Source organism: Streptomyces sp. NPDC058664, assembly GCF_042716635.1.
Taxonomy (GTDB): Bacteria; Actinomycetota; Actinomycetes; order Streptomycetales; family Streptomycetaceae; genus Streptomyces.
This window is the reverse complement of sequence record NZ_JBHXRW010000002.1, coordinates 253,221-277,184: the sequence shown is the minus strand read 5'-3', so window position 1 is coordinate 277,184 and position 23,964 is coordinate 253,221. Positions and strand designations below refer to the sequence as shown.

At 72.6% G+C, this 23,964-nt stretch carries 18 protein-coding genes; 7 read left to right on the top strand and 11 right to left on the bottom strand.

The genetic code is table 11. From position 1 onward, the window contains the following. Positions 1–28: 28 nt before the first annotated feature. From aceE to ACFWUY_RS02915, 5 genes are all read right to left on the bottom strand, one after another. Entirely contained in the window at positions 29–2,734 is a 2,706-nt protein-coding gene (aceE, locus tag ACFWUY_RS02935; protein WP_384101322.1) for a pyruvate dehydrogenase (acetyl-transferring), homodimeric type, read from the bottom strand. 299 nt (positions 2,735–3,033) lie between these two features. Then, on the bottom strand, positions 3,034–3,657 hold the full coding sequence (locus tag ACFWUY_RS02930) for a GntR family transcriptional regulator (RefSeq protein ID WP_384101320.1): 624 nt from the start codon (positions 3,655–3,657) through the stop codon (positions 3,034–3,036). A 118-nt stretch (positions 3,658–3,775) separates the two neighbouring features. Then, complete coding sequence (sucB, locus tag ACFWUY_RS02925) at positions 3,776–5,581, bottom strand: 2-oxoglutarate dehydrogenase, E2 component, dihydrolipoamide succinyltransferase (protein WP_384101318.1); 1,806 nt, start codon at positions 5,579–5,581, stop codon at positions 3,776–3,778. Between the two features lie 62 nt (positions 5,582–5,643). Then, positions 5,644–7,032, bottom strand: a complete 1,389-nt coding sequence (gene lpdA / locus ACFWUY_RS02920) for a dihydrolipoyl dehydrogenase (RefSeq protein WP_024759491.1) — start codon at positions 7,030–7,032, stop codon at positions 5,644–5,646. Between the two features lie 287 nt (positions 7,033–7,319). Next, a complete protein-coding gene (locus ACFWUY_RS02915) occupies positions 7,320–8,828 on the bottom strand; it encodes a leucyl aminopeptidase (RefSeq protein WP_384101313.1) in 1,509 nt (502 codons plus the stop codon). A 314-nt stretch (positions 8,829–9,142) separates the two neighbouring features. On the opposite strand from ACFWUY_RS02915, the gene ACFWUY_RS02910 reads away from it, so the two are divergent. Genes ACFWUY_RS02910 through ACFWUY_RS02890 form a run of 5 tightly spaced genes read left to right on the top strand, consistent with a single transcriptional unit; the run spans position 9,143 to position 15,747 of the window. Beyond that, on the top strand, positions 9,143–11,251 hold the full coding sequence (locus tag ACFWUY_RS02910) for a hypothetical protein (RefSeq protein ID WP_384101309.1): 2,109 nt from the start codon (positions 9,143–9,145) through the stop codon (positions 11,249–11,251). A gap of 26 nt (positions 11,252–11,277) precedes the next feature. Continuing rightward, on the top strand, positions 11,278–12,825 hold the full coding sequence (gene pelF / locus ACFWUY_RS02905) for a GT4 family glycosyltransferase PelF (protein WP_384101307.1): 1,548 nt from the start codon (positions 11,278–11,280) through the stop codon (positions 12,823–12,825). Then, positions 12,822–14,333 (top strand): hypothetical protein, encoded by a 1,512-nt coding sequence (locus ACFWUY_RS02900; protein ID WP_384101305.1) that lies wholly within the window; start codon positions 12,822–12,824, stop codon positions 14,331–14,333. The genes pelF and ACFWUY_RS02900 overlap by 4 nt, the downstream gene beginning before the upstream one ends. An 11-nt stretch (positions 14,334–14,344) precedes the next feature. Continuing rightward, positions 14,345–14,962: a spherulation-specific family 4 protein gene (locus ACFWUY_RS02895; RefSeq protein WP_384101302.1), complete on the top strand. Its 618-nt coding sequence runs from the start codon at positions 14,345–14,347 to the stop codon at positions 14,960–14,962. Then, positions 14,959–15,747, top strand: a complete 789-nt coding sequence (locus ACFWUY_RS02890; protein ID WP_384101300.1) for an endo alpha-1,4 polygalactosaminidase — start codon at positions 14,959–14,961, stop codon at positions 15,745–15,747. The genes ACFWUY_RS02895 and ACFWUY_RS02890 overlap by 4 nt, the downstream gene beginning before the upstream one ends. A 3-nt stretch (positions 15,748–15,750) precedes the next feature. On the opposite strand, the gene ACFWUY_RS02885 is transcribed toward ACFWUY_RS02890, so the two are convergent. Next, the gene (locus ACFWUY_RS02885) at positions 15,751–16,515 is read right to left on the bottom strand and encodes an adenosylcobinamide-GDP ribazoletransferase (protein WP_384101297.1); all 765 of its coding nucleotides are present in this window, start codon (positions 16,513–16,515) and stop codon (positions 15,751–15,753) included. Positions 16,516–16,591: 76 nt separating this feature from the next. On the opposite strand from ACFWUY_RS02885, the gene ACFWUY_RS02880 reads away from it, so the two are divergent. Next, positions 16,592–17,356 carry a hypothetical protein gene (locus ACFWUY_RS02880; RefSeq protein ID WP_384101295.1) on the top strand — a complete coding sequence of 255 codons (765 nt, stop codon included), beginning with the start codon at positions 16,592–16,594 and terminating at the stop codon, positions 17,354–17,356. Here ACFWUY_RS02880 and ACFWUY_RS02875 read toward each other — a convergent pair. The 4 genes from ACFWUY_RS02875 to ACFWUY_RS02860 all read right to left on the bottom strand — a co-directional run bounded on the left by ACFWUY_RS02875 (position 17,296) and on the right by ACFWUY_RS02860 (position 22,254). Next, the gene (locus ACFWUY_RS02875; RefSeq protein ID WP_384101293.1) at positions 17,296–18,006 is read right to left on the bottom strand and encodes a hypothetical protein; all 711 of its coding nucleotides are present in this window, start codon (positions 18,004–18,006) and stop codon (positions 17,296–17,298) included. The two genes, ACFWUY_RS02880 and ACFWUY_RS02875, sit on opposite strands and share 61 nt — an antisense overlap. Continuing rightward, positions 18,003–19,766 (bottom strand): phosphatidylglycerol lysyltransferase domain-containing protein, encoded by a 1,764-nt coding sequence (locus tag ACFWUY_RS02870; protein WP_384101290.1) that lies wholly within the window; start codon positions 19,764–19,766, stop codon positions 18,003–18,005. Before ACFWUY_RS02870 ends, ACFWUY_RS02875 begins: the two co-directional genes overlap by 4 nt. A 103-nt stretch (positions 19,767–19,869) precedes the next feature. Further along, a complete protein-coding gene (cobT, locus tag ACFWUY_RS02865; protein ID WP_384101288.1) occupies positions 19,870–21,006 on the bottom strand; it encodes a nicotinate-nucleotide--dimethylbenzimidazole phosphoribosyltransferase in 1,137 nt (378 codons plus the stop codon). A gap of 45 nt (positions 21,007–21,051) precedes the next feature. Next, complete coding sequence (locus tag ACFWUY_RS02860; RefSeq protein ID WP_384101283.1) at positions 21,052–22,254, bottom strand: bifunctional adenosylcobinamide kinase/adenosylcobinamide-phosphate guanylyltransferase; 1,203 nt, start codon at positions 22,252–22,254, stop codon at positions 21,052–21,054. A gap of 91 nt (positions 22,255–22,345) precedes the next feature. On the opposite strand from ACFWUY_RS02860, the gene ACFWUY_RS02855 reads away from it, so the two are divergent. Then, positions 22,346–22,552 carry a hypothetical protein gene (locus ACFWUY_RS02855; protein WP_384101281.1) on the top strand — a complete coding sequence of 69 codons (207 nt, stop codon included), beginning with the start codon at positions 22,346–22,348 and terminating at the stop codon, positions 22,550–22,552. A gap of 263 nt (positions 22,553–22,815) precedes the next feature. Here ACFWUY_RS02855 and ACFWUY_RS02850 read toward each other — a convergent pair whose 3' ends face one another. Continuing rightward, on the bottom strand, positions 22,816–23,892 hold the full coding sequence (locus ACFWUY_RS02850) for a S1C family serine protease (protein WP_384101278.1): 1,077 nt from the start codon (positions 23,890–23,892) through the stop codon (positions 22,816–22,818). Positions 23,893–23,964 lie beyond the last annotated feature (72 nt).

The following is a 23,964-nucleotide window of genomic DNA, read 5'->3' as shown; positions in this document are numbered from 1 at the left end:
GGCCCTTGGGACCGATCAACCGGCCGGACTACAGGCCGTAGCGCTCGCGCGCCTCCTTCACGGCCGAGGCCGGGACCTCGCCGCGACGGGCGAGCTGCGCGAGGGACGCGACGACGATCGACTGGGCGTCGACGCCGAAGTGGCGGCGGGCCGCGTCACGGGTGTCCGACAGACCGAAGCCGTCGGCACCCAGCGAGGACCAGTCCTGCTCGACCCACTGCGCGATCTGGTCCGGGACCTGGCGCATGTAGTCGGAGACGGCGAGGACCGGGGAGTCGACGCCCTCCAGGGCCCGGCGGATGTACGGCACCCGCTCCTCGCCGCGCAGCAGCGCCGCGTCGGCCTCCAGGGCGTCGCGCCGCAGCTCCGTCCAGGAGGTCGCGGACCACACGTCGGCGCCCACGCCCCACTCGGCGGCGAGCAGCTTCTGCGCCTCCAGGGCCCAGTGGATGGCCGTACCGGAGGAGAGGAGCTGGATGCGCGCGGCGTTCGCGGGGAGGTCGAGGCCCGCGGACTCCGCCGTGTTGAAGCGGTAGAGGCCCTTGACGATGCCCTCGTCGATGCCGGCCGGCTTGGCCGGCTGCGGCATCGGCTCGTTGTAGACGGTGAGGTAGTAGAAGACGTTCTGGTCCTCGCCCTCGGCGGCCTCGCCGTACATCCGGCGCAGACCCTCCTTGACGATGGCCGCGACCTCGTAGGCGAACGCCGGGTCGTACGTGAGCGCCGCCGGGTTCGTGGCCGCGATCACCGGCGAGTGCCCGTCGGCGTGCTGGAGGCCCTCACCGGTCAGGGTCGTGCGACCGGCGGTGGCGCCGACGAGGAAGCCGCGGCCGAGCTGGTCGCCGAGCTGCCACATCTGGTCGGCGGTCCGCTGCCAGCCGAACATCGAGTAGAAGATGTAGAACGGGATCATCGCCTCGCCGTGCGTGGAGTACGCGGTGGAAGCGGCGATGAAGTCGGCCATCGAACCGGCCTCGGTGATCCCCTCGTTGAGGATCTGGCCGTTGACGGCCTCCTTGTAGTACATCAGCTGGTCGCGGTCGACCGGCTCGTACGTCTGGCCCTTCGGCGAGTAGATGCCGAGGGAGGGGAAGAGGCTCTCCATGCCGAAGGTGCGGGCCTCGTCCGGGACGATCGGGACCCAGCGCTTGCCGGTCTCCTTGTCGCGGATCAGGTCCTTGACCAGGCGGACGAACGCCATCGTCGTGGCCATCGACTGCGTGCCGGAGCCCTTGTCGAAGGCGGCGAAGGCCTTCTCGGCCGGGGCGGGCAGCGGCGCGAGCGGCTGGGTGCGGCGGGCCGGGGCCGGGCCGCCGAGGGCCGCGCGGCGCTCCTGGAGGTAGCGGACCTCGGGGGAGTCGGCGCCGGGGTGGCCGTAGGGCACCTGGCCGTCGACGAACTGCGCGTCCGAGATGGGGAGTTCGAGGAGGTCGCGCATGTTCTTGAACTCGTCGGTGGAGAGCTTCTTCATCTGGTGGTTCGCGTTCTTCGACGCGAAGCCCTCACCGAGGGTGAAGCCCTTGACGGTCTGCGCGAGGATGACCGTCGGCGCGCCCTTGAACTCCACGGCGGCCTTGTACGCGGCGTACACCTTGCGCGGCTCGTGGCCACCGCGCGAGAGGTGGAAGCACTCCAGGATCTTGTCGTCGCTCAGCAGCTGCGCCATCGCGACGAGCGCCGGGTCCTTGCCGAAGAAGTCCTGGCGGATGTAGGCGGCGTCGCGGGTCTGGTACGTCTGGACCTGCGCGTCCGGCACCTCGCGGAGGCGGCGGACGAGGGCGCCGGTGGTGTCGAGCGCGAACAGCTCGTCCCAGGCGTTGCCCCACAGCGACTTCACGACGTTCCAGCCGGCGCCGCGGAACTGGGCCTCCAGCTCCTGCACGATCTTGAAGTTGGCGCGGACCGGGCCGTCGAGGCGCTGCAGGTTGCAGTTGATGACGAAGGTCAGGTTGTCCAGACCCTCGCGGGCGGCCAGGGCGAGGGCCGCGGTCGACTCGGGCTCGTCCATCTCGCCGTCACCGAGGAACGCCCACACGTGGGAGGCGGAGACGTCCTTGATGGAGCGGTTGGTCAGGTAGCGGTTGAAGCGCGCCTGATAGATCGCGGAGAGCGGGCCGAGTCCCATGGAGACGGTGGGGAACTCCCACAGCCAGGGGAGGCGGCGCGGGTGCGGGTAGGAGGGCAGGCCGTTGCCGCCGGACTCCTGCCGGAAGTTGTCGAGGTGCGCCTCGTTCAGGCGGCCGTCCAGGAACGCGCGGGCGTAGATGCCGGGGGCGGCGTGACCCTGGATGTAGAGCTGGTCGCCGGAACCGTCGGCTTCCTTGCCCTTGAAGAAGTGGTTGAAGCCGGTCTCGTACAGCCAGGCGGCCGACGCGAAGGTGGCGATGTGGCCGCCGACGCCGTACTTGGAGCCGCGGGAGACCATCGCGGCCGCGTTCCAGCGGTTCCAGGCGGTGATCCGGCGCTCCATGTCCTCGTCGCCGTCGAACGCGGCGCCCGTCGGCTCGGCGGAGGTCGGGATGGTGTTGACGTAGTCCGTCTCCAGGAGCTTGGGCAGGGCGAGGCCCGCGCCCTCGGCGTGCTGGAGGGTACGACGCATCAGGTAGGCGGCCCGGTGGGGGCCGGCGGCCTTGGTGACGGCGTCCAGGGAGGCCGCCCACTCGGCGGTCTCCTCGGTGTCACGGTCCGGGAGCTGGTCGAGCTCGCTCGGAATCTTGCCTACGGGATCGGTCATGATCGCCGCCTTCCGGACAGGTGGGGGTGGAGAAGGGGTGCCTTGTCTGGCAGGACAGGGCGAAGGGCCGGGTAGCGGCCCGCCGAAGACTGTAAACCGGCGATCGATGATCGATCAAAGGGTTGAAGAGGAAAACCTCTTCAGATCGAAAAAGTCGGCACAGGGTGCCGCGAAATGGGGCACCCGGTGCCTCGGTTTTGCCTTGTTCTCGCAGGTGGGAGGGCTTTGTGAGAGGGTGCTCGCACGAATGAGCGGGCCCGCCCCGAGGCGGACCCGCTCACTGTGCGTACAAGCGTGGCTCAGGCTCGCGGCGCGCAGCCCAGCACGTGCGCCTTCACCAGGGCGCCGATGTTCGGATCGCCCCGGCGGAAGGCCTCCACCAGCTCCTGGTGCTCCTCCGCGTACGACTTCTGGACCGTGCCGAGCCAGCGGATCGACAGGGCCGTGAAGACCTCGATGCCGAGCGTCTCCCAGGTGTGCAGCAGGACCTTGTTCCCCGCCGCCTTCACCAGCTCCCGGTGGAAGGCCACCGTGTGCCGCACCTGCGCCGTCCCGTCGGACACCGCGTCCGCCTCGTAAAGGGCCGCCACGTGCGGTTCGAGGGCCGAGCAGTCCGTCGCGAGCCGCCCGGCCGCCAGCTCGGCCGCGATCTGCTCGAGACCGGCCCGCACGGGGTAGCTCTCCTCCAGGTCCGCCGCGGTCAGATTGCGGACCCGCACGCCCTTGTTCGGCGCCGACTCGATCAGGCGCAGCGACTCCAGTTCGCGCAGCGCCTCGCGGACCGGGGTCTGGGAGACCTCCAGCTCGGTCGCGATCCGGCGCTCCACGATCCGCTCGCCCGGCTTCCAGCGGCCGCTGACGATCCCCTCCACGATGTGCTCGCGGATCTGTTCGCGCAGCGAGTGGACGACGGGGACGGTCATGAAGGCTCCTCGGGGAGTGTTGACTCTAAAGACAATACGGCGGCGCCCCCGCCCGGAAACACTTCCGGACGGGGGCGCCGCAGGTGAGGCTCGTTACGTTGCCAAGGAGGCCACGCTCTTACAGGCCGAGGTCGACCTCGAACTCGCCGGCCTCCAGGATCGCCTTGACCGACGTCAGGTAGCGGGCGGCGTCGGCGCCGTCCACCAGACGGTGGTCGTAGGACAGCGCGACGTACGTCATGTCGCGGATCGCGATCGTCTCACCCAGGTCCGGGTGGTTGATGACGACCGGACGGCGCACGGTGGCGCCGATGCCCAGGATGGCGACCTGGTTCGGGGGCACGATGATCGTGTCGAACAGCGCGCCGCGCGAACCGGTGTTGGAGATGGTGAAGGTCGCACCGGCCAGGTCGTCCGGCGTGATCTTGCTGGCGCGCACGGCGCCGGCCAGCTCCGCGGTCTTCTTCGAGATGCCGGCGATGTTGAGGTCGCCCGCACCCTTGATGACCGGGGTCATCAGACCCTTCTCGGAGTCCACCGCGATACCGATGTTCTCGGTGTCGAAGTAGGTGATCGTGCCCTCGTCCTCGTTGATCCGGGCGTTGATGACCGGGTGGGCCTTCAGCGCCTGGGCCGCCGCCTTCACGAAGAACGGCATCGGGGACAGCTTGACGCCCTCACGGGCGGCGAAGGCGTCCTTGGCACGGGTGCGCAGCTTCATCAGCTTGGTGATGTCGACCTCGACGACCGAGGTCAGCTGGGCCTGGCCGTGCAGCGCCTTCATCATGTTGTCGCCGATGACCTTGCGCATGCGGGTCATCTTGACGGTCTGACCGCGCAGCGGGGAGGCCTCCAGGGCCGGAGCCTTGGCGGCGGCCGGAGCGGCGGCGGGAGCCGGAGCGGCGGCGGCGGCCTTCTTGGCCTCGGCGGCCGCGAGGACGTCCTGCTTGCGGATACGACCGCCGACGCCCGAACCCTTGACGGCCGCGAGGTCGACACCGTTCTCGGTGGCGAGCTTGCGGACCAGCGGGGTCACGTACGCGCCGTCCTCGGCCGGAGCCGGGGCGGCGGGAGCCGGAGCGGCCTTGGCCGGAGCCGGGGTGGCGGGAGCCGGGGCCGGGGCGGCGGGAGCCGGAGCGGCGGGGGCGGCCGGAGCCGGAGCGGCGACCGGAGCGGCCGGCGCGGGGGCCGGAGCCGGAGCGGCCGGAGCGGCCGGGGCGGCGGGAGCGGCCGGAGCCGGGGCCGGGGCGGCCGCCGGGGCGGCACCCGCGACGCCGATGACGGCCAGCTTGGCGCCGACCTCGGCGGTCTCGTCCTCGGCGACGACGATCTCCAGGAGGACACCGGAGGCCGGGGCCGGGATCTCGGTGTCGACCTTGTCCGTGGAGACCTCGAGCAGCGGCTCGTCCTCCGTGACCTCCTCGCCGACCGACTTCAGCCAGCGGGTGACGGTGCCCTCGGTGACGGACTCGCCCAGCGCGGGCAGGACGACGTCGGTGCCCTCGGCGGAACCGCCGCCGGCGGCCGCCTCGGCGGTCGGGGCCGGGGCGGGGGCCTCGGCCTCGGTGGACGGGGCGGCCTGCGGGGCCTCCTGCTGCGGGGCCGGAGCGGCCTCGGCGGCGGGGGCGGCCTCGGCGGCCGGAGCGGCCTCGGCGGCCGGAGCGGCGGCAGCGGCGGGGGCGCCGGAGCCGTCGTCGATGATGGCCAGCTCGGCGCCGACCTCGACCGTCTCGTCCTCGGCGACCTTGATGGAGGCCAGGATGCCCGAGGCGGGGGCGGGGATCTCGGTGTCGACCTTGTCGGTCGAGACCTCGAGCAGCGGCTCGTCGGCCTCGACGCGCTCGCCCTCGGCCTTGAGCCAGCGGGTGACGGTGCCCTCGGTGACGCTCTCGCCGAGCGCCGGCAGGGTTACGGAAACCGACATGGTTTCAGTTGCTCCTAACGAATTGCGGAAAGTGGTCGTCGCGCCCTGTGATGACGTCAGCGTCAGTCGTGGGAGTGCAGCGGCTTGCCGGCCAGGGCCAGGTGGGCCTCGCCGAGCGCCTCGTTCTGCGTCGGGTGGGCGTGGATGAGCTGCGCGACCTCGGCCGGCAGCGCCTCCCAGTTGTAGATCAGCTGCGCTTCGCCGACCTGCTCGCCCATGCGGTCACCGACCATGTGGACGCCGACCACGGCACCGTCCTTGACCTGGACGAGCTTGATCTCGCCCGCGGTCTTGAGGATCTTGCTCTTGCCGTTGCCCGCGAGGTTGTACTTCAGGGCGACGACCTTGTCCGCGCCGTAGATCTCCTTGGCCTTGGCCTCGGTGATGCCGACGGAGGCGACCTCGGGGTGGCAGTACGTCACCCGCGGCACGCCGTCGTAGTCGATCGGGACGGCCTTGAGGCCGGCCAGGCGCTCCGCGACGAGGATGCCCTCGGCGAAGCCGACGTGCGCGAGCTGGAGCGTCGGGACGAGGTCGCCCACGGCCGAGATCGTCGGCACGTTGGTGCGCATGTACTCGTCGACCAGGACGTAGCCGCGGTCCATCGCGACGCCCTGCTCCTCGTAGCCGAGACCCGCGGAGACCGGGCCGCGGCCGATGGCGACGAGCAGCACCTCGGCCTCGAAGGTCTTGCCGTCGGCCAGGGTGACCTTGACGCCGCCGTCGGTGTACTCGGCGGACTGGAAGAAGGTGCCGAGGTTGAACTTGATGCCGCGCTTGCGGAACGCGCGCTCAAGAAGCTTCGAGCTGTTCTCGTCCTCGACCGGGACGAGGTGCTTCATGCCCTCGATCACCGTGACGTCGGTGCCGAACGACTTCCACGCGGAGGCGAACTCGACGCCGATGACACCGCCGCCGAGGATGATCGCGGACTCCGGGACCCGGTCCAGGGTCAGCGCGTGGTCCGAGGTGATGATCCGGTTGCCGTCGATCTCCAGACCGGGGAGCGACTTCGGCACGGAGCCCGTGGCGAGGAGGACGTGACGGCCCTCGACACGACGGCCGTCGACGTCGACGGAGGTCGGGGAGGACAGGTGACCGGTGCCCTCGATGTAGGTCACCTTGCGGGAGGCGACGAGACCCTGCAGACCCTTGTACAGGCCCGAGATCACGTCGTCCTTGTACTTGTGCACGCCCTTGATGTCGATGCCCTCGAAGGAGGCCTTGACACCGAACTGCTCGGCCTCGCGCGCCTGGTCGGCGACCTCGCCGGCGTGGAGCAGGGCCTTCGTCGGGATGCAGCCGTTGTGCAGGCAGGTGCCGCCGAGCTTGTTCTTCTCGATCAGTGCGACGTCCAGGCCCAGCTGCGCTCCGCGCAGGGCCGCGGCGTAACCGCCGCTACCGCCGCCGAGGATCACTAGGTCGAAAACGGTGCTGGCGTCGTTCGCCACGTCACGTCCTCCATGCATGTGCGCTCGTCGCCGGTCTTCAGTGACCGGGCGGCGGCTGGTGTCCGGCCGCTTTATTTCGGCCCTGTGGTGGGGGCCCTGTCCTGCCGAGAACCCATCTTCGCACTTGTTGACGGACGGCGGGACGCGGGGCCGTGCTCTGAGACGGCCGATCGTCCGTACGGAGGGCTCACCCGGGCGTACGAACCTACGGATTTCGTCGCGAGCGAACATCGGCGACGGGGACGGCCCCGGGCGCCAGGCCCGGGGCCGTCCCCGTCACGGTGTGCTCAGAGCTCGCCGGCGGCGGTGCGCTCGGCCAGCTTCACCAGGGTGCGGACCGAGGAGCCGGTGCCGCCCTTGGGGGTGTAGCCGTAGGGGGCGCCCTCGTGGAAGGCCGGACCCGCGATGTCCAGGTGGGCCCAGGTGATGCCCTCGCCCACGAACTCCTGGAGGAAGAGACCGGCGACCAGGCCGCCGCCCATCCGCTCGCCCATGTTGGCGATGTCGGCGGTGGGGGAGTCCATGCCCTTGCGCAGGTCCGCGGGGAGCGGCATCGGCCAGGACGCCTCGCCGACCTCCTCGGCGATCTCGTGGATCGCCGAGCGGTACTCGTCGTCGTTGGCCATGATGCCGAAGGTGCGGTTGCCGAGCGCCAGGACCATGGCACCGGTCAGGGTCGCCACGTCGACGATCGCGTCCGGGTGCTCCTCGGAGGCCCGGGTCAGCGCGTCGGCGAGGACGAGACGGCCCTCGGCGTCGGTGTTCAGGACCTCGACGGTCTTGCCGCTGTACATGCGCAGCACGTCACCCGGGCGGGTGGCGGAGCCGGACGGCATGTTCTCGGCGAGGGCGAGCCAGCCCGTGACGTTGACCTCGAGGCCGAGGCGGGCCGCGGCGACGACGGAGGAGAACACGGCGGCGGCGCCGCTCATGTCGCACTTCATCGTCTCGTTGTGGCCGGCCGGCTTCAGGGAGATGCCGCCCGAGTCGTAGGTGATGCCCTTGCCGACGAGGGCGAGGGTCTTCTCCGCCTTCGGGTGGGTGTACGCGATCCGGACCAGGCGCGGCGGGTTCACGGAGCCGTTGCCGACGCCGAGGATGCCGCCGTAGCCGCCCTTGGCGAGCGCCTTCTCGTCGAGGATCTGGACCTTGAGGCCGTGCTCCTTGCCGGCGGCCTGGGCGGCGGCGGCGAACGCGGCCGGGGTCAGGTCGTTCGGCGGCATGTTGATCAGGTCGCGGGCGCGGTTGATCTCCTCGGCGACGGCCTGGGCGCGCTCGGCGGCGGCCTTGTGGGCCTTGTCGCGCGGCTTGGCACCGAGCAGGGCGACCTCGGCGAGCGGCTTCTTCGCGTCCTTGCCGTTCTCCTGGTAGGCCGTGAAGGCGTACGCGCCGAGCAGGGCGCCCTCCGCGATGGCGGCGGCGTCCTCGGCGGCGGCGATCGGCAGCGCGAACGCGGCCTTCTTCGTGCCGGTCAGCACGCGGGCGGCCGTACCGGCGGCGCGGCGCAGGGTCTCCGCGGCGTAGGGCTCGCCGTCCTCGGGGGCGGAGCCCAGGCCGACGGCGAGGACGACGGGGGCCTTGAGACCGGCGGGAGCGGGCAGCTTCGTCGCCTCACCCTCGGCACCCGAGGCGCCCAGGGTCTCCAGGACGGCGGCGAGCCGGCCTTCGAAGGCCTTGTCGACGGCCTCGGCGCCCGGGGCGACGACGAGCGTCTTCCCGGACTTCGCGACGCCGACGACGAGGGCGTCGGCGCGCAGCGTCGCCGCGCCGGCAGTGCTGAGAGTGAGAGCAGTCACGGTGGTGAAATCTCGCTTCCATTGAGTTCTGTGGCGGTCGAGGGATAGGCCGACCGTGCCCGCCGCATCGTATTTCGGCCCGGAGAGCGCCGAGAACGAGCCTACGCTCGCTCATCCGGTTCGCTCACGGCGGCGGCGATTCACTCATCCGTGGTGTCTCTTTCATGTTTACCGTTCCGGCCCGGAGCGCTCCTTCACACTCGCCTCAGTCACGCGAGGACGACGCACCCGTCTTCGCATCATCTGCAGCATCTCCACAGTTCCCCCGCCCCGGTCCTGGCGCGGAGGGACCTGCCGAGGGGGGACACCACCCGATGGACTCCGGCCGAATCCGTACGCCCAGAACCGCGCCCCGCACCGCCCGTACCCGAGCCCGTACCGCCCGCACCGCATCCCGCGGAGCCCGTACCGCGGCCCTCGCCGCCGCCGCGCTGCTCGCCACCGTCGTCCCGTCCGCGCAGGCCCTCGCCGCCCCCGTGCCCCGGATCGACCTCACCGTCCTCGTCGTCGACGACGGCGGCAGCGCGGTCGGGGCGATCACCGCCGAGCTGAAGGGCTCCGGCGTCCCGTACCGCAGGATCGACCTCAACGACCCGAACCGGCCTGTCCTGGATCCCGCCTTCCTCAGCGACACCGTCGACGGGCGTCCCCGCGCCAAGTACCAGGGCGTCGTCCTGCCGCACGAGACCGCCTTCGGGCCGGACTCCGCCGAGCACACCGCCCTCCAGGCCTACGAGCGGACCTTCGGCATCCCGCAGGTCGACGCCTACACCTGGTCGCACCCCGGCGTCGGCCTCGACTACACCAACGAGGGCGGCTGGTCCGGCGTCCTCGACGGCGTCACCGCGGGCGTCACCGCCGCCGGTCGGACCGGCCCCTTCCGGTACCTGTCCGGCGCGCTCACCTTCGAGGACAACGACCCCTCGATCGCCGAAAGTTACGGCTACGCGGGCCGCCCCCGGGCCGGCTACACCAGCTACGTCGACGTCCCCGTCGACGGCGCCGGCCGGGCCAGCCTCGTCGGCGAGTACGCCGTCGACGGGCGCCGCGAACTCGTCGTCACCTTCGCCTACAACCAGCACCAGCGGCAGTTCCGGGCCCTCGCCCGCGGCATCGTCGAATGGCTCACCCAGGGCGTCCACCTCGGCCAGAGCCGCAACTACCTCTCCGTCCACGTCGACGACGTCTTCGCTCCCGACGCCCGCTGGGACACGGCACTCAACTGCACCCCCGGCGACTTCGACTGCGTCGGGGACGACGGAGAGGGCGTGAACCCGATCCGGATGACGGTCGCCGACGCCCAGTACGCCGCCGCCTGGCAGAAGGCCTCCGGCTTCACCCTCGACATGGTCTACAACGGCGGCCAGGGCGAGCAGTGGAGGACCGAGCACGGCGGCAGCGACCCGCTCACCGACCGGCTCGTCGCGGACCGCGCCCAGTACCGGTGGATCAACCACACCTACACCCACCCGTTCCTCGGCTGCGTCCAGGACAACACCGTCGTCCCCTGGCAGTGCGCCAAGGACACCGCGGGGAACACCCTCTGGGTCAGCCGCTCCGCACTCTCCGGCCAGATCCGGAACAACCACAACTGGGCCGTCGGCAAGGGCATCTCCGTCGACCGCGCCGAACTCGTCACCGGCGAGCACTCCGGCCTCAGGACCCTGCCCCAGCAGCCCGTCGACAACCCGAACCTCGCCGGAGCCCTCGCCGACAACGGCGTCAAGTGGATCGCGAGCGACAACTCCCGCGAACCGCAGCAACGTTCCCTCGGCACCACCACCGGCGCCGCGAGGACCGTGCCCCGCCACCCCATGAACGTGTACTACAACGTGGGCACCGCCGCCGAGATGACCGACGAGTACAACTGGGTCTACACCTCCCGCGCCGACGGCGGCAGCGGCGTCTGCGAGATCAACCCGGCCTCCACCTGCCTGCCCGCCCCGCTCCCCACCACCACCGGCTACGCCGACCACATCGTCCCGCAGGAGGCGAGGACCGCCCTCTCCCACGTGATGGGCAACGACCCACGGCCGCACTACGTGCACCAGTCCAACCTCGCCGAGGAACGCCTCCTCTACCCCGTCCTCGACAAGGTCCTCGCCGACTACCGGGCCCTCTTCGCCCCCAGCGCCCCCGTGGTGAACCCCCGGCAGAGGGACGTCGGCACCGAGCTGAACCGCCGCGCCGCCTGGGACCAGGCCGTCGCCGCCGGCAAGGTCACCGCCTACCGCATCGGCTCCACGGTCACCGTCAAGGCACCCGCCGGCGTCACCGCGCCGATCACCGCCCCCGAGGGCACCCGCAAGCAACTCCTCCTCGGCTCCACCGCCTTCGGCTCGCCCTACGCCGGAACCCGCTCCGCCTGGACCGCGCCCGAACCGCTCCAGACCAGCGTCACACTCACGCTCCCGACCGCCTGACCAGCACGTTCTGGGGGGAACCGCACATGCCGAGCAGTGACCGTCATGTCACCATGCTCACCGAAGGCACCTACCCGCATGTCCACGGCGGCGTCAGCACCTGGTGCGACCAGCTCGTCCGCGGCATGCCCGAGGTCGACTTCGAGATCCTCGCCCTCACCGGCAGCGGCCGCGAACCCGTCACCTGGGAGCTGCCGTCCAACGTCACCCGGCACACCGCGTACCCCCTCTGGGGACTTCCGCAGGGTCCGGCCGCGCCCGTTCGCGCGCGCCGGCCCCTGCGGGGGCGTGCCCGCCGCCGCTTCCTCGACGCGTACGAACGCCTCCTGCTCGCCCTCCTCGACCCCGGGGCGGGCTGCGACTTCGGCACCGGCCTGTACGAGCTGGCCGAACTCGCCCGGCAGGGGCGGCTGACCACCGCCCTGCGTTCCGAGACCGCCCTGCGCTCCCTGATGTGGATCTGGACCATGCCGCACCTGCCGACGCTCGAAGCCCGGCCCACCGTCCACGACGCGCTCACCGCCACCGACCTGCTCGAACACGCCCTGCGCCCCCTCGCCGCCCGGATATCCGCCGGCGGCGTCGCGCACGCCGTCTCCAGCGGCCTCGCCACGCTGCCCGCGCTCGCCGCGCAGCACTTCGAAGGAGTGCCCTTCCTGCTCACCGAACACGGCATCTACCTCCGCGAGCGCTACCTCGGCTACCGCACCGAGGCGCAGCGCTGGCCCGTCAAGGCCCTCATGCTCGGCTTCTACCGCGAGCTCAACACCCTCGGCTACCGCAAGGCCGACCTCATCACCCCCTGCAACCAGTACAACCGGCGCTGGGAGGAGCGCGGCGGCGCCCCCGCCGACCGCATCCGCACCGTCTACAACGGCGTCGACCCGGCCCTCTTCCCCGAGGCCGGACCCGAACCGGAGACGCCCACCCTCAGCTGGTGCGGCCGCGTCGACCCCATCAAGGACCTCGAAACCCTGATCAGGGCGTACGCGATCTGCCGCGCCGAACTCCCCGCGCTGCGGCTCCGCCTGTTCGGTCCGGTACCCGCCGGGAACGAGGACTACCTGACCCGCCTGGAGAAGCTCGCCGCCGAACTCGGCGTCGCCGACGGGATCAGCTTCGAGGGCCGGATCTCCGACGTCCCGTCCGCCTACGCGGCGGGCAGCGTGGTGATGCTCTCCTCCATCAGCGAGGGCTTCCCCTTCTCCCTCATCGAGGCCATGTCCTGCGGCCGGGCCACCGTCTCCACCGACGTCGGCGGGGTACGGGAGGCCGTCGGCGACACCGGGATCGTCGTTCCGCCCCGCGAACCGGCCGTCATGGCCGCCGCCGTCGGTGAACTCCTCCGGGACGGGGCCCGGCGCGCCGAACTCGGCCGGCGCGCCCGGCAGCGGGTGATCGACCGGTTCACCCTGCACCGCTCGGTGGACGGCTTCCGGCAGATCTACCGGGAACTGGCCGACGCCCGCCCTCCACGCCCGGCCCTGCCCCTCGTCCCCGCGCCCCTGCGCCTGCGCATCCCCACGCCGCGCCGTACCTCCGCGGCCCTCGTCACCGGAGGCACCCCGGCGTGAGCGGCTCACTCTGGCTGAAACCCCCGGCGGCGGGGGCCCCGCTGTCCGCGATCCCGCGCCCCCGCCGCGAGGACCGCACGGGGCGCGCCACGAACCCGCCCGCCGGGGGCACGGGCGCACCGCCCCGGCCCTCCGGCGCGTACCCGGCCGCCGCCGACGCCCCGCCCGCCGCCGGGGGCGGACTCGCGGCCGATCCGCTCGACGAACTCACCGAGCGGCTCGAAGGGTTCGTCGCCGTGGCCGTCCACCCCGACGAGATCGCCGCCCTCCTGGAATCCGACGGCATGACCGACGACCACATACGGCTCACCTACGGCCGCGCCGACTCCTTCGCCCTCGCCGAGGACCTCTACGCGCGCGTGGAGCGGCGCCACCCCGCGCCGGAGGCACCACGGAGCGACGCCTGGCACACCGGGCTCGCCGGCTGTCTCCTGCGCGGGCTCGTCTTCGCGCTGCCAGGACTCGCGTACGTCCTCGCCGCGCCCCTGCTCGCCGGGGAGCCCGGCCGGTTCGGGCTCCCCGGCGGAACGGTTCCGCTCCTCGCGGGCGCCGTCACCGGCTGGGTGTGGAACCAGTCCCTCGCCCACCGCGCGTACACCTGGCTCGGCCTCGGCGACCGGCCCGCCGCCGCCCGCGCCCTGCTCACCGGCGCCCCGGCGGGCGCCCTCGCCGGGACCGTCGCCGCCTTCGCGACCGCCACACCGGGCGAGACCCCGGCGGCCCTCTTCGCCGCCGGGCAGTCGCTCTACCTCGCCGCGGCGACCGTACTCCTCGTCCTCGGCCGCGAACGGGCCCTGCTCTGCGCGCTGCTGCCGCTCGCCGGGGCCCTCCCCGCCTTCCACCGGGACCTGCCGGGACCCCTGCGCGTCGCCCTCCTCCTCACCGCGCTCACCGCGGGCGTCGGCTTCGCCGCGCTCGTCCTCCGGCCGGGCGCGCGGCGCGGCGTGGCGGGACGCGCGGGCCCCCCGCGCGCCGCCTCCCTCCCGTACGGCCTCTTCGGTCTCGGCAGCGGTCTGCTCGTCCTCCAGACGGGCATCGGCGACACCCTGGTCAGCGGCGCGGGGGTGGTCGTCGCGCTCACCCTCTCCATGGGGCCCGCCGAGTGGCTGCTGCACCGCTTCCGGGGCGAGAGCCTGACCCGGCTGCGGACCCTGACCACGGCCCGCGAGTTCCGCCGGGCCGTCACCGGCGCCCTCGCGCTCTGCCTCGGCGGCTACCTCGCCGTCCTCGTCGCCCTCACCCTCGCCGTGACCCTGGCCTGGCCGGGGGCACCCCTGCCGGCCCTCCCGCGGCTCGTCACGCTGCTCCTGATCGGGACGGTGCTCTGGCTGGGACTGCTGCTCCAGGCCTTCGGCGCGGTGCTCAGCGCGGCCGCCGTCTGTCTGCTCGCGGCGGCGGCGCAGGCCGTGGAACCGGCGGCGGGGCCGGTGGCGGCCGGGGGAGCGGCGGCGGTGCTCGCCGTCCTCACCTGTGTTCTGCTGGTACGACCGACCGCCCACCGCGCCTAGGGATTCGGCCCGTGAATCGTTTCCTCCTGGTGCCGTTCTACGAGCACCCGGCCGACCGCCCCGATGCCTGGTCGGCCCTCGTCGAGGCGGCGCCGTCCCTGTACGGCGTCGTCGTCAACCCTGCGAGCGGCGCGGGTGAGGCCCCCGACCCGGCGTTCGCCGAGGCGGCCGGACGGCTGCGGCGGGCCGGCGTACGGCTCCTCGGCTACGCGGACACCGCCTACGGGCGCCGCCCGCACGCCGAGGTCGTCACCGACCTCCTCCGCCACCGCGACTGGTACGGCACCGACGGCGCCTTCCTCGACCAGGTGCCGACCGCGCCCGACGTCCTCGGCCACTACCGGCGGCTCGCGGTCGCGGCCCGGTCCGCCGGCGCCGCGACCCTGGTGCTCAACCACGGCGCGCACCCGGACCCGGGCTACGCGGAGTTCGCCGACCTCCTCGTCACCTTCGAGGGCCCCTGGGACACGTACCGGACGCTCGACCTGCCGGTCGCCGCCCACTACTGCCACCTCGTCTACGCGGCCCCGCCCGGCTTCCGCCCCCTCACCCCGGTGCACTGCGCCGTCCCCGGCACGGGCGCGCACCCCTGGGGCACCCTTCCGCACCTCCAGGAGCCCGCCCGATGAGACGACTCCTTCCCCTGCTCGCGGGCCTGCTGCTGCTCGCCACGGCCTGTACGACGGGCCCCGACCCGGACCCGAAAACGGCGGAGGAGAGGTGGCGGCCGGCGCCGGGCCTCGCCTGGCAGTGGCAGCTCAGCGGCCGGCTCGACCCGACGGTCGACGTCCCGGTGTACGACATCGACGGCTTCGACCATCCGGCGTCGACGGTCGCGGACCTGCACCGCCGGGGCCGCAAGGTGATCTGCTACCTCTCCACCGGCGCCTGGGAGGACTTCCGCCCGGACGCCGACCGCTTCCCGAAGTCCGTCCTCGGCGAGGGCAACGGCTGGGAGGGCGAGCGCTGGCTCGACATCCGCCGCACCGACGTCCTCGAACCCCTCATGGCCGAACGCCTCGACATGTGCCGTGCCAAGGGCTTCGACGCCGTCGAACCCGACAACATGGACGGCTACCGCAACCGCACCGGCTTCCCCCTCACCGCCGCCGACCAGCTCCGCTACAACCGCCTCATCGCCCGCCTCGCCCACGAGCGGGGCCTCGCGGTGGGCCTCAAGAACGACCTCGACCAGATCCCGCAGCTGCTCCCCGACTTCGACTTCGCGGTCAACGAACAGTGCGCCCAGTACACCGAATGCGACCGCCTCGCCCCGTTCGTGACCGCGGGCAAGGCGGTCTTCCACGTCGAGTACGAACTGCCGACCGACCGGTTCTGCCCCGAAGCCCGGAAACTGGGCCTCAGCTCGATGCAGAAGCGGTACGACCTCGGAGTGTGGCGCCGCCCCTGCTGATGTTCACCCGAGCGACAGCGCCACGAGCGCCGCCGTCACCGCCGTCTCCTCCACCGCGCCGAAGACGTCGCCCGTCACCCCGCCGAACCGCCGTACGCACCGGCGGAGCAGCAGCGCCGCCGCGCCCAGGGCCGCGCCGGCCGCGAGGACGTTCCGTACCGCGTCGTACGGGGAGAGGAGGAGGCCCGTCGCCGCGCACCCCACCAGGACGAGGGCGGTCGCGAGGGTCGCGGACCGGACCGGGACCGTCGCCGCGACGATCGCGCCAAGGCCCTCGGGGCGGGCCGCCGGGACGCCGTGGCGGGAGGCGTGGGTGAGGGCGAGGCGGGCGACGGTGGCGGCGAGGACGGCGCCGGCCGCGCCGTGCGCCCAGCTCTCCCCGTACAGCTCGAAGAGCGCGGCGACCTGGGCGAGCAGGACGAGGAGCAGTGCGACGACGCCGAACGGGCCGACGTCCGACTGCTTCATGATGCGCAGCGCGTCCTCGGCGGGCTTGGCGCTGCCGAGGCCGTCGGCGGTGTCCGCGAGGCCGTCGAGGTGGAGACCGCGGGTGAGGACGGCGGGGACGGCGGTGGTGACGACGGCGGCGAGCAGTGGCCCCGAACCGAGCAGCAGGAACGTTCCGCCGAGCGTGGCGGCGGAGAGTCCGACGACCAGACCGGCCAGCGGGGCGCAGAGCATGCCGGCGCGCGCCGCGTCCCGGTCCCAGCGGGTGATGCGGGCGGGGAACACGGTGAGGGTGCCGAAGGCGAAACGCAGGCCGTCCATCCGGGCAGGGTAATCGCCGCTTCCGGACGGTAGATTGCGCATCACGCGCATACCACGCATATCGGAACGGGGTGGCATGGGTCACTGGTTCTCCCGCAACATCGTCGAGCCGGGAAAGCTCCCCATGCTGCTCGCGCTGACCTCGTTCGTCGTGACGTTCCTGGTCACCCGGACCGTCACCCGGCTCATCCGGGCGGGCAGGGGGCCCTTCAAGAACGTCTCCTCCGGCGGGCTCCACATCCATCACGTCGTACCCGGCGTCGTCCTCACCGTCATCGGCGGCTTCGGCGCGGTGGCCAGCGACCGGCACGGGATCGGCGGGATCGTCTTCGCCGTGGTCTTCGGGATCGGCGCGGGGCTCGTCCTGGACGAGTTCGCGCTGATCCTCCATCTCGACGACGTGTACTGGACGGACCAGGGCCGCAAGAGCGTCGAGGTGGTCGTCCTCACCACGGCCCTGGCCGGGCTCGCCCTGAGCGGCTTCTCGCCGCTCGGCGTCGACGACATGACCGCCGACGAACGCCAGGACCGGGTCACCTTCCTCCTCACCCTGGCGCTGAACTTCCTCCTCATCCTGATCACCCTGGTGAAGGGGAAGTTCCGGATGGCCGTCCTCGGGGTCTTCGTCCCGTTCGTGGCGATCGTCGGCGCCGTCCGCCTCGCCCGCCCCGGCTCCTGGTGGTCACGCCGGTTCTACGGGCGCCGCCACCGCGCGCGGGCCCGTTCCCGGATCCGTACGTACCGCCACGACAAGCGCTGGACGAAGATCCGGCGCCGGGCTCAGGACTTGATCGGCGGCTTCCAGGAGCGGGTCCCGGGAGGGGGCTCCACCCCCTCCTGACCGCGCTCGCGCCAGGCCTGGAACCCGATCAGGACCAGGACGCCGGCGATGGCCGCCAGATGCTCCTTGCCCGCCAGGTTCGGCTTGACGATCACCTCCACGACCATCGCCACCACCACGAGCGCACCCGTCCACCGAGCCCCGTAGCGCCAGGAGACGTAGACGGCGAGCCCGACCACGGCCGCCGAAGGACCCGTGTCGACGACCCGCGCGTCGGAGGCGGGCAGCCCGAGCGGACCGTCCGGCCCGAGCGCGATGCCCACGCGCGCGTACAGCGTCCCCGCGAGGGTCGCCAGACAGGCGATGCCGAGCGCCCGTCGGCGCCCGATGCAGATCTCGGCGATCCCGAACACCAGGAGCACCTGCGCGAGGGCGCCCCACACCGGCAGGTCGAGCGCGGGGACGAACAGCGAGAGAGGGGTCCGCAGCAGCGCGAGCCAGAGCGGGTCCTCGGCCCGTACGGAACCGATGTCCTGGACCGGCTGGTAGCCCCACTCCTGGTTCTGGACGACCTGGAAGACGGCGGTGAGGCAGACGGCGGCCAGCGTCATCGGCACCGCCCGCCACCTCTCGGCGACGAGCCCCGCCCGTACGGCGGCGAACAGCGGCCCCCACTCGCGGCGGGCGAACTCCCGCACGGCGGGGCTCAACGGCCGCTCTCCAGATGCCTGCGGTGCAGCCACTTCGGCAGCCCGGGAGCCTCCAGGAAGCCCTCGGCCCGCCCGGCGGCGAGACCGATGCGCAGCAGGTCCGCGCTCTTCTCGAAGAGCATGAAGCGGGGCTCCCAGATCGGTCGGTACTTGGCGTTGGCGCGGTACAGCGACTCGATCTGCCACCAGCGGGAGAAGAAGCTGAGCAGCGAACGCCACATGCGCAGCACGGGCCCCGCCCCGAGCTTCGAGCCACGTTCGAAGACGGAGCGGAACATCGCGAAGTTCAGCGAGACCTGGGTGATCCCGATCTCCTCGGCGCGCTGGAGGAGTTCGATGACCATGAACTCCATCAGGCCGTTCTCGGACTCGCGGTCACGGCGCATCAGGTCGAGCGAGAGCCCCTTCGGACCCCAGGGGACGAAGGAGAGCACGGCCCGCAGCTCGCCCTGCCCGTCGGTGCACTCCAGCATCACGCAGCGCCCGTCCCGGGGGTCCCCGAGCCGGCCGAGCGCCATCGAGAAGCCGCGCTCGGTGGCCCCGTCACGCCAGTCGTCCGCCTTGCGGAGCAACTCGGCCATCTCCTCGGCCGGAATGTCCTCGTGACGCCGGATGCGCACCTCGTACCCGGCCCGCTTGACCCGGTTGAACGCCTGCCGGACCGTCCGCATGGCCCGCCCGTCCAGGGAGAACTCGCCCGTCTCCACGATCGCTTCGTCACCCAGCTCGAGGGCGTCGAGGCCGTGCCGGGCGTAGATGGTGCCGGCCTCCTCGCTCGCGCCCATCACCGCCGGGATCCAGCCGTGCTCGCGCGCCTCCGCCAGCCACGGCTCGATGGCGCCGGGCCAGGCCTCGGGGTCGCCGATCGGGTCGCCCGAGGCGAGCGAGACCCCGCCGACCACCCGGTAGGCGATGGCGGCCTTCTCGCTCGGCGACCACACCACGCTCTTCTCGCGGCGCAGCGCGAAGTAGCCGAGCGAGTCACGCTCCCCGTACTTGTCGAGCAGCGTCCGCAGCCGCTCCTCGTCCTCCTCGGTCAGCGGGTCCACGGCCCGGCGCGAGCGGAACGCGGCGAAGAGCACCGCGAAGAGCAGCAGCGTGGACAGGACGTTGATGGTGACGTCGACCCACCCGGGGGTGGCGATTCCGGCGAAGCGGGAGTCGTCGGCCGCCAGGGTGACCAACCGCATCACGCCGTACCGCCAGCGCTCCAGGAAGGTGGAGTGGCCGGCGGAGGTGTTGGTGACGGTGACCAGGACGGCCGCGAGGAGCGAGGTGACGAGCAGTCCGCCGACGGCCACGGCCGCCGCGAGCCGCGGGTTGGAGCGGTCGCCCTTCGCGTAGAACTCCTTGCGGCCGAGCAGCAGCGCCACGACGAAGGCGGCGGTCAGGACCAGCGAGATCCAGTTCTGGGCGTGCTGCCGGACCTCGGGGAAGAACATCACAAGGGCGAAGAGCAGCAGGAAGAGTCCGCTGAGCACCAGATTCAGGATCCACGCGGCCCGTTTGCGGCGCCGCATGGTGATCGCCAGGAAGAGGGTGAAGACCCCCGAGGCGAAACCGGCCGTGAGCATGTACGGGGTGAAGTAGTTGTCCTCGTTGTGCCGGCGCAGGTCCTGCCCCAAGGAGACCCAGACGGCGCTCAGGAAATTGACGAACGTGACGACGCGCAGGTACCAGACGGCGAACGCGGCGCTGCGGCGCGAGCGGGCGGTGGTGCCCCGGGGCGTTCCTTCGGCGGACAAACGGACCTCTCCCATGAAAAGCGATCATATGGGGCACCGCTTGCCGTGCGGCGACGCCGGAGGCGGCCACGCGCGCGTCGCACGTGGCCGCCTCCGGAGTCGACGAGTCCGTCCTCGCTCAGCTCTCCCCGCCCGGAGCGGCCTCGACGGCCGAAGCGCCACCGACGACCGGAGCGCCCTCGGCGGCCGAAGTGGCCTCACCGTCCGGAGCGGTCGGATCCGGACGTTCGGGCAGCTCCGCGGCGAACGCCGCCGCGGCCTGGACGAGGGGAAGCGCGAGCAGTGCCCCGGTTCCCTCACCCACATGGACGCCGTGGTCCAGCAGAGGGTTGAGCGCCATCCGGTCCAGCGCCTTCGCCTGCGCCGGCTCCCCGCTCACCTGACCCGCCAGCCACCAGTCCGGCGCCCGGAACGCCGCCCGCTGCGCCACCAGCGCACAGGCCGCCCCCACCACACCGTCCAGGATCACCGGCATCCGCCGCACCGACGCCTGGAGCAGGAAGCCGGTCATCGCCGCCAGATCCGCCCCGCCGACCGCCGAGAGCAGCTCCAGCTGATCGCCGAGGACCGGCCGGGCCCGCCGCAGCGCGTCCCGGACCGCCGCGCACTTCCGCATCCACGCCAGATCGTCGATCCCGGCGCCGCCCCGGCCCGTCACCACGGACGCGTCCGTCCCGCAGAGGGCCGCGATCAGCGTGGCCGCGGGCGTCGTCCCACCGACACTCAGATCTCCGAGCACCACCAGATCGGTGCCGGAATCGGCCTCCTCGTCGGCGATGGTGATACCGAGGCGGACGGCCGCCTCCGTCTCCTCGGCCGTCAGCGCGTTCTCCACGTCGATCCGGCCGCTGCCGCGCCGCACCCGGTGGCGCACCACCTCGGCCGGCAGCAGCTCCGGGTCGCAGTCGAGACCCGCGTCCACGACCCGCACCGGCACGCCCGTCGAACGGGCGAGCACGGCGACCGGACTCGCCCCGTCCAGGACCGCGCGCACCAACTCGTGCGCCGTGCCCGCCGGACGGCCCGACACACCGACCGAGGCCACCCCGTGGTCGCCCGCGAAGAGCACCACCCGGGGCTGCTCGATCGCCCGCACCTTGACCGAGGCCTGCGCGGCCGACAGCCACTCGCCGAGCTCGTCGAGCCGGCCGAGCGCCCCCGGCGGCACGGTCAGCCGCTCACGGCGCTCCTCGGCGTCACGCCGGATCCCGCCGTCGGGGCGCTCGATCAGATCGGAGAAGTCGTCCAGATTCACGGGTTCCGCCTTGAGACAAATCAGCGAGCCTTCAGTGCTCGCACCCTACCCGCGCAGTACGAGGGCCTGACCGGCGACCACGAGGACGACCTCCTCGCACTCGTCGGCGAACGCCGCGTTCAACCGGCCCAGCTCGTCCCGGAACCGCCGCCCCGCCGCCGTCGCCGGCACCACCCCCGAGCCCACCTCGTTCGTCACCGCGACCACCGTCCGGCGCGTCGCCCGCACCGCGGCCACCAGCTCCGCCGTCCGCTTCCGCAGCTCCCGCTGCCCACCGGCCGCCCACCGCTCGTCGTCCCAGGCCTCCACCCGGTCCATCGCGTCCGTCAGCCACAGCGACAGACAGTCGACGAGCAGCGCGGGCCCTTCCTCCTCGAGGAGCGGTACGAGGTCACAGGTCTCGGCGGTACGCCAGGAACCCGGCCGCCGCTCCCGGTGCAGGCCCACCCGCTCCGCCCACTCCGGATCACCCTCACGGCCACCGCCCGTCGCCACGTACAGCACCTCGGGGAAGGACTCCAGACGCCGCTCGGCCTCCACGGACTTCCCCGACCGGGCCCCGCCGGTCACCAGGGTTCGCCGGGGCACGTCCGGCACCTCGTGGTACTCGCCCACGTACAGCGTCGTCCCGTCCGGCACCGCCCGCGCCCCCGCCGCCGCGAGCCGCCGGTCCAGCTCGGCGCCCGTCGGCACGTCGTGGTCGAGATGCACGGCGATCACCTCGGTCGCCGGCCCGACGGCCCCGGTCGCCCGCAGCCGGGCCAGCCCGTCCGGACGGCCCGTCACATCGGCGACCACCATGTCGTACGGCACTTTCTGGTCCTCCGGAAGCCCCGCGGGGGCTCCGCCCGGCGGCAGATAGAGGAGCCGCAGACCCTCCGCCGAGGTCACCTCGTACCCGGTACCGGGGGAGTCCATCGAGACGGCCCGCACCCGGTGCCCGCTGATCAGCGTCAACTCCCGGCCGTCCGGCACCCGCCCCGCCGTCGGCAGCCCGGCGGGCACCTCGACGGCGGGCCCGTCGTGCGGATGCGTCAGCAGCACCTGCCGCACACCCACGAGCGAATGGCCCGAACGGGCCGCCGCAAGCGCGGCCCCCGGAGTCAGATCGAGCAGCAGGGCCCCGTCCACGAGCAGCGCCGTCGCGGCGCGGGTGCGCGGCCCGCGGGAGAGCGCGCACACGGCGCAGGGGCAGTCGGGGCGGGGCAGCCCGAGCGGGGCGCCGGTGCCGAGCAGAGTCAGTTCCACCCTCAGATCCTCCCGCGCCACCGCGAGCGGTGCGCGCCCGGCTACGCTGCGGGCAGGAAACCGATCATCCGGTGAGCGCCAGGAGGCGGACATGGCATGGACGTGGCGGTTCGAGAAGTCCGACGGCACGGAGGTCGAGCCGGTGGTGACTCCGGAGGAGTTCACCACCCAGGGCGACGCGGAGAGCTGGCTCGGCGAACACTGGCGTGACCTCCTGGGCGGCGGCGCGGCCCAGGTGACGCTCTCGGAGGACGGCACGAAGATCTACGGCCCGATGTCCCTCGACGCGGAGGGCTAGAGCGCCCGGCGGCCAGGGGGCGGGGGCCGGCCCCCGCCCCACGCCTGGCCTGCGGCCGGAGGCTCACACTTCGGCCTGCGGCCGGGGCCGAGCGTCCCCGGCCGCAGACGCCGACGGCGGCCGCCCGCGGGGAGGCCCGCGCCTCTGTCGAGTAGTACGGGTGGTGCGGGTGGGAACACCGGTCCGGCCGGAGGCCGGGACACGCGCACCGACGGCGGCCGGGCCGTACGACCGGGCATGCCCCCGCCCGCCGGAGGCGACCGTCAGATCTCGCCGAGCGTGACCTCCACCTTCCTCGTGGCCGTGCCCCGCACGTACGTCACCGTCACCCTGTCGCCCGGCCGGCGCGAGGCCAGCGCCTCCGACAGGGACGTGATCGTCGTGATGTCGGTGTCGCCGAGCCGGGTGATCACGTCACCCGGCCTCAGACCCGCCCTGCCCGCCGCGCCGTTCGCCGGCGCCTCGACCACCGCCACGCCCGCCGGCTCGTAGTTGTCGTCGAGGACCGTACGGCCGGTGATGTTCAGGGCGGCCCGGCCCGAGTCCGTCACCTTGCCGTTCTTGACGATCTGGTCCGCGACGGTCCGCACCATCGACGCCGGGATCGCGAACCCGATCCCGGGCGCCGAACCCCCGCCCATCTCCGGGTCGGTCGCCGCGAGCGTCGGGATGCCGATGACCTCGCTGTCGAGGTTCACCAGCGCGCCCCCGCTGTTGCCCGGGTTGATCGCGGCGGACGTCTGGACCATGTCCCCGATGGTCGCGCCGGTGCCGCCGCCGGTCCGCCCCTCGCTGACCGTGCGGCCGGTCGCCGAGACGATGCCCTGGGTCACGCTGCCGGACAGGCCGAGCGGCGAGCCCATCGCGAGCACGATCTGCCCCATGTCGACGGCCGACGAGTCGCCGAACTTCGCCGGCTTGAGCCCCTGCGGCAGGGATTCGAGCTTGATCACCGCGAGGTCCTGCTCGGGGTACGAGGAGACGAGCCGGGCCGCCACCGGCTGCCCGCCGGTGGCGGCGGTGACCTTGAAGGTCTTCTCCTGGCCGACGACGTGCGCGTTGGTGACGATGTGACCCTTCTCGTCGTAGACGACCCCGGAGCCGAGGCTGTTCGCCGCGTCGATCTGCACGACCGACGGCAGGACGTTCTTGATGACGGCCTGGTAGTCGTCCTGGAGCTCGTTCGCGGCGAGCGGCGCCGCCGCCCGGGTGGAGCGCTCCGGCGCGGGCGTGTCCCCGGTGGCGGTGGAGCAGCCGCCGACGAGCGCGACGGCGCAGGTCACGGAGGTGAGGGGAAGGAGGAGGCGGGGAGTACGGGCGTGGGCACGGGATACGTCCATGTCCGGAGTATCCGTTTCGCCCCTTGGCTGGGCCCGACGAACGCACCCGATCAGGGGTGCCGGACCCCGCAC